At 56.5% G+C, this 16,138-nt stretch carries 13 protein-coding genes and 4 pseudogenes; 4 read left to right on the forward strand and 13 right to left on the reverse strand.

Annotation, left to right across the window (positions count from 1 at the left end; all coding sequences use genetic code 11):
• Positions 1-74 precede the first annotated feature (74 nt).
• Complete coding sequence (locus P6U16_RS25690; RefSeq protein ID WP_277704233.1) at positions 75-818, forward strand: carbonic anhydrase; 744 nt, start codon at positions 75-77, stop codon at positions 816-818.
• Positions 819-856: 38 nt separating this feature from the next.
• On the opposite strand, the gene P6U16_RS25695 is transcribed toward P6U16_RS25690, so the two are convergent.
• From P6U16_RS25695 to P6U16_RS25750, 12 genes and pseudogenes are all read right to left on the reverse strand, one after another.
• A complete protein-coding gene (locus P6U16_RS25695; protein WP_277704234.1) occupies positions 857-1,210 on the reverse strand; it encodes a RidA family protein in 354 nt (117 codons plus the stop codon).
• Between the two features lie 6 nt (positions 1,211-1,216).
• Entirely contained in the window at positions 1,217-1,834 is a 618-nt protein-coding gene (locus P6U16_RS25700) for an RraA family protein (protein ID WP_277704235.1), read from the reverse strand.
• A 425-nt stretch (positions 1,835-2,259) separates the two neighbouring features.
• Positions 2,260-2,934, reverse strand: a complete 675-nt coding sequence (locus P6U16_RS25705) for a GntR family transcriptional regulator (RefSeq protein ID WP_277704236.1) — start codon at positions 2,932-2,934, stop codon at positions 2,260-2,262.
• A gap of 227 nt (positions 2,935-3,161) precedes the next feature.
• Positions 3,162-4,339: pseudogene (locus tag P6U16_RS25710) on the reverse strand (FAD-binding oxidoreductase).
• 72 nt (positions 4,340-4,411) lie between these two features.
• Positions 4,412-5,383: a biotin-dependent carboxyltransferase family protein gene (locus P6U16_RS25715; protein ID WP_277704237.1), complete on the reverse strand. Its 972-nt coding sequence runs from the start codon at positions 5,381-5,383 to the stop codon at positions 4,412-4,414.
• Positions 5,380-6,069, reverse strand: coding sequence for a 5-oxoprolinase subunit PxpB (gene pxpB / locus P6U16_RS25720; protein WP_349017714.1), 690 nt, complete (start codon positions 6,067-6,069; stop codon positions 5,380-5,382). The genes P6U16_RS25715 and pxpB overlap by 4 nt, the downstream gene beginning before the upstream one ends.
• Positions 6,066-6,842 carry a glucose 1-dehydrogenase gene (locus P6U16_RS25725; protein WP_277704238.1) on the reverse strand — a complete coding sequence of 259 codons (777 nt, stop codon included), beginning with the start codon at positions 6,840-6,842 and terminating at the stop codon, positions 6,066-6,068. Before P6U16_RS25725 ends, pxpB begins: the two co-directional genes overlap by 4 nt.
• 214 nt (positions 6,843-7,056) lie before the next feature.
• Positions 7,057-7,764: a GntR family transcriptional regulator gene (locus tag P6U16_RS25730; RefSeq protein WP_277704239.1), complete on the reverse strand. Its 708-nt coding sequence runs from the start codon at positions 7,762-7,764 to the stop codon at positions 7,057-7,059.
• A 64-nt stretch (positions 7,765-7,828) separates the two neighbouring features.
• Positions 7,829-9,095, reverse strand: a pseudogene (locus P6U16_RS25735) (Glu/Leu/Phe/Val dehydrogenase).
• Between the two features lie 63 nt (positions 9,096-9,158).
• Positions 9,159-9,950, reverse strand: a complete 792-nt coding sequence (locus P6U16_RS25740; protein WP_277704240.1) for a 5-oxoprolinase subunit PxpA — start codon at positions 9,948-9,950, stop codon at positions 9,159-9,161.
• 15 nt (positions 9,951-9,965) lie between these two features.
• Positions 9,966-10,895 (reverse strand): electron transfer flavoprotein subunit alpha/FixB family protein, encoded by a 930-nt coding sequence (locus P6U16_RS25745; RefSeq protein WP_277704241.1) that lies wholly within the window; start codon positions 10,893-10,895, stop codon positions 9,966-9,968.
• Between the two features lie 23 nt (positions 10,896-10,918).
• The gene (locus tag P6U16_RS25750) at positions 10,919-11,668 is read right to left on the reverse strand and encodes an electron transfer flavoprotein subunit beta/FixA family protein (RefSeq protein WP_277704242.1); all 750 of its coding nucleotides are present in this window, start codon (positions 11,666-11,668) and stop codon (positions 10,919-10,921) included.
• 345 nt (positions 11,669-12,013) lie between these two features.
• Here P6U16_RS25750 and P6U16_RS25755 point away from each other — a divergent pair.
• The 3 genes and pseudogenes from P6U16_RS25755 (at position 12,014) to accC (ending at position 15,031) form a co-directional block, all read left to right on the forward strand.
• Positions 12,014-13,215 (forward strand): annotated as a pseudogene (locus P6U16_RS25755) (pyridoxal phosphate-dependent aminotransferase).
• A 5-nt stretch (positions 13,216-13,220) separates the two neighbouring features.
• Positions 13,221-13,661, forward strand: coding sequence for a biotin/lipoyl-containing protein (locus tag P6U16_RS25760; RefSeq protein WP_277704243.1), 441 nt, complete (start codon positions 13,221-13,223; stop codon positions 13,659-13,661).
• The gene (accC, locus tag P6U16_RS25765) at positions 13,658-15,031 is read left to right on the forward strand and encodes an acetyl-CoA carboxylase biotin carboxylase subunit (protein WP_277704244.1); all 1,374 of its coding nucleotides are present in this window, start codon (positions 13,658-13,660) and stop codon (positions 15,029-15,031) included. Before P6U16_RS25760 ends, accC begins: the two co-directional genes overlap by 4 nt.
• A gap of 503 nt (positions 15,032-15,534) precedes the next feature.
• Here accC and P6U16_RS25770 read toward each other — a convergent pair.
• Positions 15,535-16,125 (reverse strand): annotated as a pseudogene (locus P6U16_RS25770) (DUF4147 domain-containing protein); the annotation flags it as partial.
• Between the last annotated feature and the right edge of the window lie 13 nt (positions 16,126-16,138).

Consider the following 16,138-nt stretch of genomic DNA (forward strand, 5'->3'; position numbering starts at 1 on the left):
CACCCGCCGCCGCTATCAGACCAATCCAGCAGTCGCAGGGCACATGACGACCTCGCCCGACAAGGAGCGTAAACATGACGGATTTTCCAAATAAGCTGCTTAACGGCTATGAAAACTTCATGCTCGGGCGATACAGGGATGAACGTGATCGCTATCGGCAGCTTGCAGAGGCCGGCCAACGCCCCCACGCTCTGGTCGTAGCGTGTTGCGACTCAAGGGCTGCACCAGAGACTATATTCGATTGTGGGCCGGGCGAATTATTCGTCGTGCGCAACATCGCAAACGTTATACCACCCTACGAGCCGGACGATCACTACCATGCCACGTCCGCGGCACTGGAATACGCGATCCGGGTGCTCCAGATCAGCAACATCGTCGTCATGGGCCATGGTCGATGTGGAGGGATCCAAGCTGCGCTGTGTAGGGACAGAGAACCGATCGGTCCGGGAGATTTTGTCGGTAAATGGATAAGCTTGCTCGACGCGGGTGCCGAACAGATGAGGGGGAATCTATTAATGACGGAGGTCGAGCGGCAGACGGCCTTGGAGCGCGTTTCAATTCGAAATTCCATTTCAAATTTGCGCACGTTCCCGTACGTGAACGAGCTTGAACGAAACGCAAAACTCTGCATTTACGGTGCCTGGTTCGACATCTCGACCGGCGAACTCTGGGTCATGAATGACAAGGGTGATTTTCAACGGCCTGACGGCACATTCTCCCTCACTTTGAGCGACACGCAATCAGTTGGAGTCGTACACGAAGGAAATATCGACGATGGCGCTGAACTCTCAAGCGGGGAAAGACGCCGGGCCAGCTAGGCTCGGCGGCAATGGTAAAGATGCTGAGGTGATATGAGCTATTGAGCTTTCATCGCTGCCACGATGATGATCTCAACCTTGTGGTCGCGAGTGATGAGCGGGGCCTGATAGGTCGCTCGCGACGGCGGATTGATTCTATCGACCCAATTGTCCCACACCTGGTTCATTGCGCTGAAATCGTCGATATCCGAGAGCAACACGGTCGCATTAAGGATGCTGCTCTTGTCTGATCCGGCCTGACGGAGCAAATCATCAACGGCAGCGAGCGCGGTCGCGGTTTGCTCGCCCACAAGTTCGTTCGGGTTTCCGACCTGTCCCGTGAGGAATACAAGGTCGCCCATGACCACGGCCTGGCTCAGTCGACCATTCGGTTGGATACGGGTGATGCTCATCGTCTTTTACTTTGCGTATGCGCCCACATATGTGCCTTCGCGGATGCTCTTTAGCATGTCCTCTTCCCGCTTTTCTTGCGCCTTGGCTGCAGACAGCAGCTCGGTGGCAACGCTCTCGGGAAACGCAACAATACCGTCCTGGTCGCCAACTACGATGTCGCCCGGGTTGATCACCAATCCCCCGATCGAGACTGCAACGTTGAGTTCGCCGGGTCCATTCTTGTAGGGACCGCGGTGGATTGCGCTTCTGGCAAAGCATGGAAATGTGGACCGCCCAATGGTGCCGGTGTCCCTGATTGCGCCGTCGAGTACCATTCCGGCAGCGCCGCGCGACGCGGCTATCGTGGTCATGATGTCTCCAACGAGCGCACGGCTGGTATCGCCGCCGCCAGCGACGACAACAACATCGCCTGGCTTGATCAACTCGAGCGCTTTGTGGATGGCCAGATTGTCACCTGAGCGGGTTCGCACCGTCAGCGCCCGCCCGACCATTACGCCCTCAATCTTATGGAAGGGGCGAAGTCCAACCGCCCCCGGCTCACGGTTCAAATTGTCACTCAGGAGTGGGGTGGAAAGCGCACGAAACGCTTCTAGCAGTTCGTCGTTGTCTTGGCTGGGCTGCACTGGAGGTTCTCCTTGGGGGTTCCTGTTTTGCAGAGTCCGCCTGGCCAGATGAGGACCCGTCTGCAGGCGGCCGTTTGCGTTGGGGCAGGCCGTTGTGCGACAACGACGAGATCAACGTAAATATTGGATAACATATCCATATGATAGGCGTCTACCTACAGGAAGCCGTATTTCGGCAAAATTAAACACTAATAGAATAAAGTATCCAAAAATAGAGATTGCAAAAGTCAGTCTTACGGGGAGAATAAGAAAGGACGGAAGACCCATTCGACTGTGCGATCAAGCGCGCCCTTGAGAGCACCGAACGCATCCGGCTAAATGCGTCTGCTCCGCGCTCATCAGGGTCGTCAGGAAGTGGAGCTCAAACGATCAAACAGCTCGCTACGCTTCGCGGTTCGACGAAGATCGGCACCAAATTGCACAAACTACCCGAGCGCTTGGGCTCGCTTCATTTCCTCAAGCTTCAGTGCGAGCTGCTTGCCACCCTCGGAAATATGCATGTCCAGGAGGTTCACGGCCCGCAATGTGTCCTTGGCTCTGCAAAGCTCGATGAGCTTAAGGTGATCGGCGTGCGATTCCTTCTGCCTGACGGAATCGATCGCCATCATCAGCTTTGTGTAACGTTCAATCTTCTCATGCAGACCGAAAATGATCTCAATCGTCACCTTGCGGCCCGACGGCGCATACAGGGCCTCGTGGAACTCCCAGTTTAATTGGTGCGAGTAAATTCCCGCTTCAGTATTACCGAACTTTTCGGCCGCGATTTGCGCGCGCTCAAGATCTTTCTCGGTCATGTGTGGAATCGCAAGGGACAGCAGCCACGTCTCGACCCGAGCGCGGAGTTCATAGAGCTCCACTATTTGATCGAGCGACAATTCCGAGACCACCGCGCCCTTATGGGAGACCAGCGTAACAAACCCTTCAGAATGGAGCTGGTGCAATGCCTCACGAACCGGTATCCGGCTGACACCTAGCTCTCCCGCAATATGCTCCTGGCGAAGCTGAGTACCGCCGGCATAGTCTCCCGAGAGAATGCGGGACCTGACCATGTCGGCAACCTGCTGCGAAAGGGTTTGCTTGTTCAGAGTAGGACCTACCATTAATTCACTCACCTATCCGAAAAGCCGGTATGCAGCCGACATGAAATTCCGATCTGCGGCAGTGTTGTAGCGCTGCCAAGAGATATTCTCTCAGTTCAATTCCCTATCATGTCAATCGTCGAATGCCTCCCCGGCACTTCAATACCGTTTTTCGACGGGATAGTTCGTTCTGGGGGACTTTACTTCCGTTTCTGAAGTTGGACGCCGGCCGGACCAACGCCGAGATCCTAATAGACGTGTTCTTCAATAGGTTGATTTTCGGCGATTCGTTCAAATCGAAATGGTGAGAGGTCGATGGAGCGAAATTCGCCATAGGCAATGAGGTCGCTTACGCCAGCACCAGCAGCAGGTGAGTGCATCATACCGTGGCCACTGAATCCCGTCGCGAAGATCAGGTTGGAGATTTCGGGGTGGCGGCCGATAATTCCGCTGTGATCGAACGTATTGTACTCGTAAAGACCCGCCCAGGCGCGCAGCATCCTCAATCGCTCGAACCCCGGGATTCTGTGAGCAAGGGCCGGCCACAGCACATCATCAAACATATCGTAGTCGACATCGAGTGCAAAATCATCCGCTTCGTTTTCTGCCAGCGGGGGATTCCGCAGAGGAACAGATGCCCTTCAGGGCGAAGCCAGACACCGCTGGTGTCAAAAATGAAAGGGCAGTTCTCAATCAGTTGCGGGGTCTCGAAAACGAAAACGCACCGTTTCGCTGGCACCACGGGCAGTTCGACGCCAACCATTTTGGCGATGCCAGCACTCCAGGGTCCCGCAGCATTGACAACAGTCCCTGCGGTAAGCCGATCGCCATTGTCAAGTACGACCGCACCGATAGCATTGGCGGAAGAGAGTGTAAGATCGACTACTGATGCCGCAATATATTCGACACCCCTCGACCGCGCACGCCGCCGGAAGGCCTGCAAAAGGCCAGGTCCGTCGAACCAGCCCTCTCCGCTACGCCCGAAGGAGCCGAGAGCTAGGTCCTCGCTATTCATCCAGGGGAAGCGACTAGCCAAATTTTCTCGGTCGATGAGTTCAATGTCGACCTCCATTTCTTGCTGAACGCGGTATTTCGCGCGCTGAGCCTCTTCGCGCTCCGGAGTCGCCAGAACCAAGTAGCCGGGTTCGCGAAGACCGATATCAGCCGCTTCTCCCTCGACACTCAGCCGTGTGCCAACCTCTCGCAAAAAATCGATGCTGTACTTCGACATGGCAATGTTCGGCGCGGTGCCGAATTGCTGCCTTATTGCGCTCGTAGAGAGCGATGAAGATGATGCGGTATAGTATGGATCTCGTTCGATTACTGCAATTCGACCAGAGAAACCCGGATTTTCGTTCAGGAAGTATGCAACAGAACTGCCGATGACGCCGCCGCCGACGATAATTACATCATAGTGTTTACCCATGCTTCTCTGTTCCCATTCCTATTCTCGCTAGATATTAGAGACCTGGCGGCTAAATCACTTGCTTGGAAGCGATCAGCCTGCCAGGTATGAAAGTGCAGAAGCCAACCTGTTCGGAAATTCTTTGGCGATACGCAACGCATCGATGGCGCTGACGACATCACATTCTTGAAAACGCAGCTTGCCGCCGACCGGCATCTGCGCCAGCTTCCAAAGGTCTGCTTGAATCACCGTCGCCATTTTCGGGTAACCGCCGCAGGTATTTGCGTCGGCGAGCTGGATGATAGGCTGTCCAGACGGCGGTATCTGAATCGTGCCTGGCACAATTCCATGCGAAAGAAGCTCGAGGGTCGATTTCGGCCTGAGGGTCGCTCCCGAGAGACGATAGCCCATGCGATTGGCATCCTTCGTTACAGTCCATACTTCTTGCCAAAACGCCTCACGTGTGCCGAGGGAGAACGAGTCGTATTCTGCTGCGGGGATGGCGCGAACTTCTGCCACGCTGTCGGGGTGGACCAACGGCAGCTTTTCCTCGCCGTAAGGAAGGCCGCCATAGCCGAGCCCCCGAATTCGTTTGACGTCGACCGGGACTAAGGACAGTTTGTCCCCGCGCATTAGACCGCGACCTTCCCATCCCCCGAAACCTGCTTTGAGGTCGGTCGATCGAGATCCGAGTACCTTTGGGACGTCAATGCCGCCGCCAAACGCAACATATGCGCGTGCGCCTGAGGTAGGTGGAGAAAGGACCAATATCTCACCCTGTTTTGCCTCCCATGCCCAACATGGCGGCATAATCCGGCCCTCGACCGCTGGCATACAATCCGCACCCGTCACCGCGACATTTGTGTCGCGATGAAATCGAAGGCGGAACGGAAACATTGATACCTCTATCACCGCAGCGTCTGCTGGGTTGCCCAGCAACGCATTGGCTGCTCCGAAGGCGGATATGTCCATCGCCCCGCCCATGCTAACCCCGATATCCAGGTGTCCGCGCCGACCTCCGTCTTGTATGGTGTTGGTCGCTCCAGAGGAGAGAATTTCGATCATTCCTCGATCCCCGCGACCGTGAACTGGATGATGTCGCCGGGAGCGAGCAACGCCGGCTCCACCCTGTCCGGATCGAACAGTTTTATCTCTGTCTGACCGATGATGTGCCAACCCGAGGGCGCGGTAGTCGGCATGACGCCAGTCTGAGAACCGCCAATTATGACAGCGCCCGCGCTGACACGAGCTCTCGGGGAATCGCGTCGCGGCATTGCGATCGCAGGATCAAGCCCGGAGAGGTATGGGAAGCCCGGCATCGCCCCAATCGCCGCAACCCGATAAGTGGCTTGGGTGTGGCGGCGAACAACCTCTTCTGAGGATAAACCGCAGAAGGCGGCGATCGCGGCCAGATCTTCGCCGCTCTCTCCTCCATAATGGACCGGGATTTCGAATGCGCGCCCGCTCACAGAGCCGGGTGTGGCGTTCGCCCAATTGTGAAGGAGTATATCGCGGACCGTTCCTGCCGTTGGATGAAGAGGATCGTAGATGACAAGAACATTGTTCATGCCAGGGACCACCTCGGTCACGCAGGCTTCCTTAGAAATCTCACGCGAGAAGGCCCATATGTGTTCTTGTATCTGGTCGGAGAAAGAAGAACCGGCGGCGTCGAGCAAGAGCGCGCCTGAACCAGCGTGTGCTATTCTGATAGGTGGAGCGCTTTCCACCGTCTTATCTCGGGCGCTCATCATTCGTTGACGGGCACAGTATAGTTTAGGATCAACCGTCCGCCGTCGGGATAGATAGTCTGGCCGACAATATAGGAAGCGTCGTCACTTGCGAGGAACGACGCCACGCTTGCTACCTCGGAAGGATCTCCGAGGCGGCGTGCGGGGGTTCGCGACAGGATCATACGACGCTGTTCCTCAGTTGCCATGACGGAACGCAGATTGAGTTCGGTTAGAATTGTACCAGGGCCGATCGCATTTACGCGGATCCCGTGCTCAATGAGTCCGACGGCCATTACCGCGGTGAGCTGCTTCATTCCGCCCTTCGAAACCGCATAGCCAACAGATCGCGGGTTGGCCAAGATCGCATTGATCGACGACATGTTGATGATCGATCCGCCATGCCCTTGCGAAATCATTTGCCGCGCGGCGGACTGGCCGAGCAGGAAAGCGGATTTCAGATTTACCGTGAGGATTTCGTCAAAGGCAGCTTCTGGAAAATCGACGAAATCATCAAGATGAATGATGCCCGCGTTGGCAATGAGTATGTCGAGCTTCCCGAACGCATCGACTGCGGCGGCGACAATTTCGTCTGCCATTGAAGTGTCGATCTGGCGAAGGTCACATATCCATCCCGCGGCACGGTCGCCGAACTTCGCCGTGGCCTCCTTGACCTTGTCCTCTTGAATGTCGACGAATAGAACCTTTGCGCCGTCCGCGATCAGTCGCTCGGCGCACGCGAATCCCAGACCTTGCGCGGCGCCGGTAATGAGGGCGACTTTATCTTTATGCTTCACAGCAATCTCCATCTGCTCACGTCTTTAACTTTGGATACTATATCCGAAGTGACCGCGCAAGCCGCTTGATTGGTGGCATGCGCAAGCACGTGGACTTCGCGGTCCCGTGAGATCGGTGTTGATTTGTCGGGGTGACGGCCGGAAAACGGCGTCCGGCTCGCGCCCGACCCAGGGCCGGTGCAGTTTCCAATGTGGCGCGTGCAAATGAACGACGTCAGCCCCCAGCCGGCCGTTTCTCGTTATCAGCCCGTCCGACGCCTATTGTCTGGCTCAGATCCTCGAGTTGTTGGGCGAGCTGTTTGCCGCCCTCTGATATGTGCATTTCCAGAAGCGCAACCGCACGTAAAGTGTCCTTCTTCCTGCACATTTCAATCAAATTAAGATGCTCGACATGCGATGTTGGTTGTCGTTCAGCGTCCATCGTAAGCATCATCTTAGTGTATCGTTCGATCTTTTCGTGTATGCTGAAAAGGAGTTCTATAGTAGCCAAACGATGGGAAGCAGAGTATATTATCGAGTGGAACTCCCAGTTGAGTTCGTGTGAGTATACTCTCCCCTTTGTACTGCCGAAGCGTTCCGCAGCAACTAGCGCGCGGTCGAGATCTTCTTGTGTAAGGTTTGGAATGGCGAGGGAGAGAAGCCAAGTCTCGATCCTCACCCGCAGGTCAATAAGCTCTAGAATCTCGCCCAGCGAGACTTCAGAAACAATGGCGCCCTTGTGGGAAACGAGCGTAACGAAGCCTTCTGAATGTAATTGATGAAGCGCCTCGCGAACAGGAATCCGGCTGACGCCCTGCTCAGCCGCGATATGCTCCTGGCGCAACTGGGCGCCGCTGGGATATTGGCCGCTTAAAATGCGCGAACGAATAAGATCAGCGACCTGGTGAGACAGAGTCTGTTTTTGCAGTGCGGCCGGAGCCATGTCGATTAGCCTTTCGAATATTGTATCCGAATTATACTCGACAATCTGTAAACGTGAAACGCGCTTATGGGAATAGCCCGCGCACCTGCTTCGCCTGCATAACTCTCTCAACCCCAATCGCTAGTGCTGCATTTCGATGGGAACTGCCGTCCTTTTTAGCCCGTGCCATGACTTGGGCATAAGACCGATCGAGAGCCTGGTTCAGGCGATCCATAACTTCCGTCTCTGTCCAAAAAACTGCTGAAGACCTTGGACCCACTCGAAATATGAAACGATGACCCCGCCCGCATTGCACAGGATGTCGGGGATAACGAAAATCTCATCCTTTCGACGGTCAAGGACAGCGTCCGCCTCCGGTGTTGTCGGGCCGTTGGCGCCTTCCGCAAGAATGCGGCAGTCGACGCGCTCGACATTTTCCTCGGTGATAGCGCGTTCCATGGCCGCCGGAACCAGCACATCGCATCGTTGGGTGAGCAGTTCGTCGGGACTGATGGTGAGCTGCTCCGAAAAACCTTTCAACGCGCGATTCTCGCGTACATATCGATCCAGAGCTGCAACGTCGAGGCCCTTAGGATCAAAGTAAGCGGCAGTGTGATCGCTCACTCCAATGATCTTTACGCCTCGAAGGGCTAGATCGATTGCGGCGACCGAGCCGACGTTGCCAAAACCCTGAACAATCGCAGTAGAGTCTGTCGGCTTGAGACCAATATCTTCCTAGCCCGTGACACCAGGTGTGACACGCCCCGGCCGGTGGCCTCACGCCTCCCCAATGTTCCACCTGTCACAACTGGCTTGCCGGTTACGATCTCGGTGACCGTCTTGCCTTGGTACATGGAGTAGGTGTCCATGAACCATGCCATCACCTGCTCATTGGTCCCCATGTCAGGCGCCATCACATCCGTATGTGGGCCTACGAACGGAATCATTTCCTGCATGTAGCGGCGAGAGAGGGCCTCGAGTTCGCGCGGTGAGAGCGAGGCGGGATCAACGGTTACGCCGCCTTTTGCACCACCATAAGGCAGGCCCGCCAGCGCGCACTTCCAACTCATCCACACGGCAAGAGCCGCAACCTCGCCGAGGTCCACGCTGGGGGCGAAACGCGTGCCGCCTTTGGTTGGACCAAGCGTCAGGTGATGCTGAACACGATAGCCTTGAAATACAGCAGTGGATCCGTCATCCCGATGGATCGGACACGAAACGATCAGGGCCCGTTTGGGCATAAAGATGCGCTCGCGTTCGTCATAGGGAATATCTAGCTGATCTGCGACGATCTGAAACTGCTTAAACGCCATTTCGAAGACGTCACCGCCGAAAGCGGAGTTCCTATACATGTTTCCATCCTGGAATGTTTGGAGCTGGGAATAGGGCGGCGCCGGAGAGCGCCATGCAACGGGTCAGATTTGAGCGGATTTGATGAAAGGCTTCACTTTGATGCCTTCCTGGCTCAACCGCTCACGTATCGTTCTTGCGATAGCGACAGCACTTGCCGTGTCACTGTGGACGCAGATCGAGTCTACAGACGTGCGCAATACCTTACCGCCGACCGTTTCTATGCCTCGCGCCCTGACCATCCGGACGACGCGAGCCGCGGCTTCTTCAGCATCATGGATGACCGCACCCGGTAGCTTCCGGTTAACGAGATGTCCTTCGTCAGTGTATGCCCGATCAGCGAATATTTCAGAAAACACCGGGAGACCCGCTTCGCGAGCAAGCCGCTCCTGAAACCCCAGCGCAATAGTCAGGTGCGCAAGGCTCGGATCAACCGCACGAATTGCGTTCATTACCGCTCGGGCCACGCCCTCATCGGTTTGAGTGAGGTTTCCGAGGGCACCGTGGGCCTTCACGTAGGTGATGGGATGTGCGGCATAGGCGGAGAGCGCCTGTGCGGCTCCAACTTGGTAGGCGACCAGCCGCTCGATTTCACCCAGGCTGAAGGGGATGTTTCGGCGACCAAAACCCCACAAATCCGGGAAGCCCGGATGGGCGCCAACCGCAACACCTTTCGCCTTTGCTAGCTGATACGTAGATGCCATTATTTCTGGATCGCCCGCATGGAAGCCGCAGGCGACGTTGGCCGACGTTACGATCTCCAGAATAGCCGCGTCATCCCCAAGCCTATAGGCACCAAAGCCTTCTCCCATGTCGGAGTTCAAATCGACAGAGGACGGAATATTTTCGTGTGACATGTCTACACCTGTTCCTTAAAGTGCCTTTTCAAGCTCTGGCAATATCTCGAAGAGATCGGCGACGAGGCCGTAGTCGGCAACCTGGAAGATCGGGGCTTCCTCGTCCTTGTTGATGGCGACGATGACCTTCGAGTCCTTCATGCCGGCGAGATGCTGAATGGCTCCGGAAATGCCGCAGGCGATGTAGAGTTGCGGCGCGACGACCTTGCCGGTCTGGCCGACCTGCCAGTCGTTCGGGGCATAGCCGGCGTCGACTGCAGCGCGCGAGGCGCCGACGGCGGCACCGAGCTTGTCGGCAACCGGCAGGATGACTTCTTTGAACTTCTCCGCCGAACCGAGTGCGCGGCCGCCCGAGATGATGATCTTGGCCGAGGTCAGTTCCGGACGATCCGATGTCGCGAGCTCGTCCTTGACGAAGGACGATAAAGAAGAGCCGGCTGCCGTCTGGACTTGTTCGACGGCAGCCGAGTTGCCTTGGGAGGCAGGGTTGAAAGATGCTGAGCGAACTGTGATGACCTTTCTGGCATCGGTTGCGCGCACCGTCTGGATGGCGTTGCCAGCATAGATCGGACGTTTAAAAGTATCTGCCGCGACGACTTCAATGATCTCGGAGATCTGCGCCACGTCGAGAAGGGCGGCCACGCGCGGCATGATGTTTTTGCCGGTCGAGGTGGCGGCTGTGATGATCGTGTCGTAGCTCGCCGCAAGCAAAACGATGAGATCGGCAACGGGCTCGGCAAGGCTGTTAGTCAGGCCTGTATCGTCAGCGAGCAGCACCTTCGAAACGCCAGAGAGCTTTGCCGCCTCTTCGGCTACGGGCCTGACGCCGGAGCCGGCGACGAGCACATGAACGTCGTCGCCAATCTTTGAAGCGGCCGTTAGTGCCTTGGCGGTCTGGTCGGAAAGGTGATTGCCATCATGGTCGGCTAAAAGAAGAATGGTCATGATCTTGTTCCTATTCCTGTCGCTTACAGCACGCCGGCTTCGTTCTTCAGCTTGTCGATGAGCTCGGCGACAGATTTGACCTTGACGCCGGCCTTGCGGCCGGACGGCTCCTCGGTCTTCAGCACATTCAGCCGCGGCGCCGTGTCGACGCCGAAATCGGCCGGGCTCTTCTTGTCGAGCGGCTTCTTCTTCGCCTTCATAATATTCGGCAGCGACGCATAACGCGGTTCGTTGAGACGCAGATCCGTTGTAACCACGGCAGGAAGCTTGACTTCGATCGTCTGAAGGCCGCCATCGACTTCGCGAGTCACGGTCGCCTTGCCGTCCCCAATTTCAATCCTGGAGGCAAAAGTCGCCTGGGCGGAGCCCAGCAGCGCCGCCAGCATCTGACCGGTCTGGTTTGAATCGTCGTCGATCGCCTGCTTACCAGTGATGATCAAGCCCGGTTGTTCGGCATCGGCGACACCTTTGAGGATCTTTGCGACTGTGAGTGGCTCGACTTGATCGTCGGTCTCGACCAGGATCGCCCGGTCGGCGCCCATGGCGAGTGCCGTCCTCAGCGTCTCCTCGGCCCTGGCAGGACCGATCGACACCACCACCACCGCGTCCGCCTTGCCAGCCTCCTTCAATCTCAGCGCCTCTTCGACCGAGATCTCGTCGAACGGGTTCATCGACATCTTCACATTGGAAAGATCGACGCCCGAACCGTCAGGCTTCACGCGGATTTTCACGTTGTAGTCGACAACCCGCTTGACGGGCACGAGAATTTTCATGTCAATATCAACCCTTTTTTGGATAACATATCCAAAATTGTAATTTCTAGCGAGCGCGGCGTCAAGCAAGTTCGGGGCTGACTCATGCGCCCCACGTTTGGAGATTTCATCTTTTCTCAGTGCCCAAGAGAACTTAGGCAGAGTGATCATGATGGTTTACCTACAGATATCGGCATATAAATGCGGCATACCCTATATCACAGGATTGTTATTCCGGCGCCGGCGCTGACGTGAAATATGGGAGAGTGGCTCTATGACCGAGTGCGACTCAAGTCGATTTAGCATTTGCGCTTTCCCAAGAAACACGCAATATAGTATAAAGTATCCAAAATTATGAGGTGTTTTATGAGACTTTTGGCACCCCGACTCGATCAGATCAAGCCAAGCCCAAGCATCGCGGTAACCGCTCGTGCAGCTGAATTGAGGGCGTCCGGTATTGATGTCATCAGCCTCAGTGTCGGCGAACCTGATTTCGAGACGCCAGACCACATAGTCGAGGCGGCGGTGGCTGCAATGAAACGCGGGGAGACCCGCTACACTGCGGTGGACGGGACGGCTGCGTTGAAGAAGGCGGTCGCAGGCAAATTCAGCCGTGAGAATGGTCTTGACTACGCGATCTCCGAAATTACGATTTCGGCCGGCGCCAAGCAAATCATCTACAATGCGCTAATTGCTACTTTGGCGCCGGGTGACGAGGTTATCGTTCCCGCGCCCTATTGGGTCTCCTACACAGATATTGTTCTGCTGGGGGAGGGAAGCCCGTCGTGGTTCCATGCTCCCAGGACGTCGGATTTAAGTTGCAGCCTGAAGCGCTTGAGAAGGCAATCACCGACAAGACGAAATGGCTCATTCTCAACTCTCCGTCGAATCCCACCGGGGCGGTCTACTCACGCGACGAACTCGCTGCCCTAGGCGAAGTTTTGCTGAAGCACCCTAACGTGCTGATCATGACCGACGATATCTATGAGCACATTATTTTTGACGGGCTCGGCTTCCATACAATTGCTCAGGTCGTGCCGGGATTGAAGTCGAGGACTTTGACCATCAACGGCGTGTCCAAGGCCTATGCCATGACCGGCTGGCGCATCGGTTATGCTGGCGGACCGCGACAACTGATCGAAGGCATGGCTATGCTTCAGAGCCAAAGCACGTCAAATCCCTGCTCAATCTCTCAAGCGGCAACGGTCGCTGCATTGGAAGGCCCCCAAGAATTCCTGGCTGAGCGATCGGCAGAGTTTCAGCGTCGCCGTGATTTTGCACTGCAGGCAGTGAGAAAAATTGATGGGCTGACGTGCGAGTCCCCGGAGGGAGCATTTTATCTCTATCCAAACTGTGAAGCGTTGATCGGCAAATCGACTCACGAGGGCCGGGTAATTGCGACGGACCACGACCTCACGCTCTATCTGCTCGATGAAGCGAAAGTAGCTGCCGTTCAAGGCGAAGCGTATGGTCTATCGCCGCATCTGCGCATCTCCATTGCCACATCCATGGCCAAGCTTTCCGAAGCGCTCAGTCGCATCGAGAACGCAATCGGGAAGCTCAGGTAGTCGGAATGGACAAGGAATTCATCACCTGGCTGATGGGCGTAGCGCCAAAGTCCGGGGTATCCGAGCTGGAATACTCCGATGGTGACGCCCGCATTAGAATCGTCTGCAGTTCCGAGGTTGTCCGCGAAGAAAGGCGCCCAGTGGAAATACCGTCCATCGCCAAGGCGTCCGTGACGGAAGAGCCCGTCGCGGTTGCAAGCGTCCGGCATGAGATCAAAGCAGGCGTGAGCGGGCTCTTCTATCGCTCGTCGTCTCCCGGCGCCGAGCCCTTCGTGAAGGTGGGCGACACAGTAGAGGAGGGCACGACTGTTGGCCTTCTCGAAGCAATGAAAATGCTCACCCCGCTCGAGTCCGACAAAGGCGGGAAAATAATCGAGATCGTGGTCGATGACGGCGCAACGATCGACGCGGGAACTGTGATTTTTGTGTTGGAACCGAATGCATGAGCAGTTTTGACACCATATTGATAGCCAATCGGGGCGAGATCGCGCTGAGAATCCTCCGCGCGTGCAGAGAGCTCGGCTTGAAGAGCGTCGCAGCACATTCTGATGCAGATCGAAGCTTGCGCCATGTCGCGCTCGCGGACAAACGTATTTGCATCGGGCCGGCTCCATCATCAAAAAGCTACATCGACGCCGCCGCAATTCTGCTTGCGGCAGAGCTTACCGGCGCTGGAGCCATCCATCCTGGCTACGGATTCCTTTCTGAGAGTCCTGATTTTGCAGCGCGTGTTGAGGACGCGGGTTTGACCTTCATCGGCCCTGCGTCATATGCCATTCGCCTCATGGGTGATAAGGTGTCAGCCAAGAAGGCGATGCGGGATGCTGGCGTACCCTGCGTCCCAGGATCTGAGGGCAGCCTTCCCGAAAACGCAGAGACCGTGCAAAAGATCGCGCAGGACACCGGCTTTCCAATCATTGTAAAAGCAGCCGGCGGTGGTGGTGGGCGGGGGATGCGGATCGTTCGTTCTCTTGACGAGCTTGATCAGGCAGTGGCTCTGACACGCGAAGAGGCTGGTCGCTTCTTCGGGAACTCGAACGTTTACATCGAAAAGTTCCTCGAACACCCACGCCACGTGGAGATCCAGATTCTCGCCGATAAGCACGGAAACGCGGTTTGGCTTGGCGAGCGCGACTGTTCTATGCAGCGCCGGCATCAAAAGATCATAGAGGAATCACCGGCAGTCGGCATTAGTAGAGAGGCGATCGCAGAGATCGGCGAGCGTTGCGCTAAAGCCTGCGAAACGATTGGCTACAGCGGTGCCGGTACCTTCGAGTTCCTCTACGAAAATGGTGAATTCTACTTCATCGAGATGAATACCCGCATACAGGTTGAACATCCAGTTACGGAACTCGTGACCGGGATCGATTTGGTTCGCGAGCAAATCAGCGTTGCGCTCGGTAATCCGTTGTCCTTTAAACAATCTGATATCTTGTTGAAGGGGCATGCCATCGAGTGCCGGCTTAACGCCGAGGATCCGACGACTTTTCAGCCGTCGCCTGGCGTTGTTAAGCAATGGATTCCGCCAGGCGGTCCTGGGATACGTGTCGATTCGCACCTCTATTCGGGCTACGTGGTGCCGCCACACTATGACTCCCTCGTCGCGAAAATTCTCGCCTATGGAACCTCCCGCCAGGAGGCTATCGACAGGATGGTTGGGGCTCTTTCGGAGCTGAAAGCCGATGGTCTGACCACGAATGCATCTCTGCATTCCCGCCTGATGGGAGAGCAAGGATTTCTCCAGGGCGGGTTCGATATACATCATCTCGAGAGGCTAATTTCTGGCGGCTGGCTGAAACAGGGGGCTGTAGAATGACCCGGGCGGAAATCGAGTTTCTACTAGAGTCCGCCAGGACCGCCCAATTGCCTATGGTCGAATTCCAGAGGGGCAGAGCAATGCTCCGCGTCTGCTTCGACGCTGTTGCTGCAGATGAAAAGACCGTTCCCCAGAACTTTGAAAAGGTTGTTGCCCCGGCGCCAATGCAAACGATTAAGTCCCCGCAAATGGGCATATTCAGCATGGGCCACCCCATGGCGACTGATTTGGTAAACAAGGACAATAGGCAAGTTGTGGAGAACGAGATCGTCGGCTTCGTGCAGGTGAGAGACGTGTTGGTTCCAGTCAGCGCGCCCAGCGCAGGGACCATTCGCCTGGTTTATCAAAGTGGTTCCGTCGTGGGCTTTGGGGACATTGTCTACGAATACCTCTAGACAGCGCACGAGCGCCATTCGCTGATCAAACCGCCATCTCGCCGGCTCAGCTTTTGGGACGGTGAACAGACCGGCGTAAATGGCCAGATCGAAAACGCCGAAAGATACCGAAGCAACATACGCTGGGTTGTCGCCGGGCACGTCGGAAACGACGAGGCTCACCACAGGCGCCGGCGCAGAAGCTTTTGCCAGCCGCCTGCCCTTGATGCGCGAGACATGCTTGCGCACCGTGTTCATGGCAGAAATCGGGGCGCCGGAGGCGAGAAGCGCCTAGTTGACTGCGATCTCGTCCGCCAACGTCAGACCGTTGGGCGGTGCCGGCAGCAGCGCCGAGCCACCGCCGGACATGAGAGCAATCACGAGATCGTTCTCGGTCAATCCTTTGACCATATCGAGCAGCATTTGCGCGCCGAAGAGACCGGCTTCGTCCGGAACTGGATGGGCAGATTGTAGCACTGGGATATGGTTGGTCTTCTCGATGGGGCCATGGCGGGCGACGACTGCGCCCTCATAGGGGCCGTCCCACAGCCTCTCGAATGCCGCAGCCATTTGACTCGCCAGCTTACCGGCGCCGATCCCCACCGTGCGGCCTTTAGGCCGCGCCGGAAGGTGGGCTCTGATCGCCGCCAGGGGATCGGCCGCGCGCACGGCGGATTCAAAGAGAGACACGAGGAATAGGCGCGGATCGATTGAAGTCATCGTCGGGTAGCAC

The sequence above is a fragment of the Rhizobium sp. 32-5/1 genome, assembly GCF_029537235.1.
Lineage (GTDB): Bacteria > Pseudomonadota > Alphaproteobacteria > Rhizobiales > Rhizobiaceae > Pararhizobium.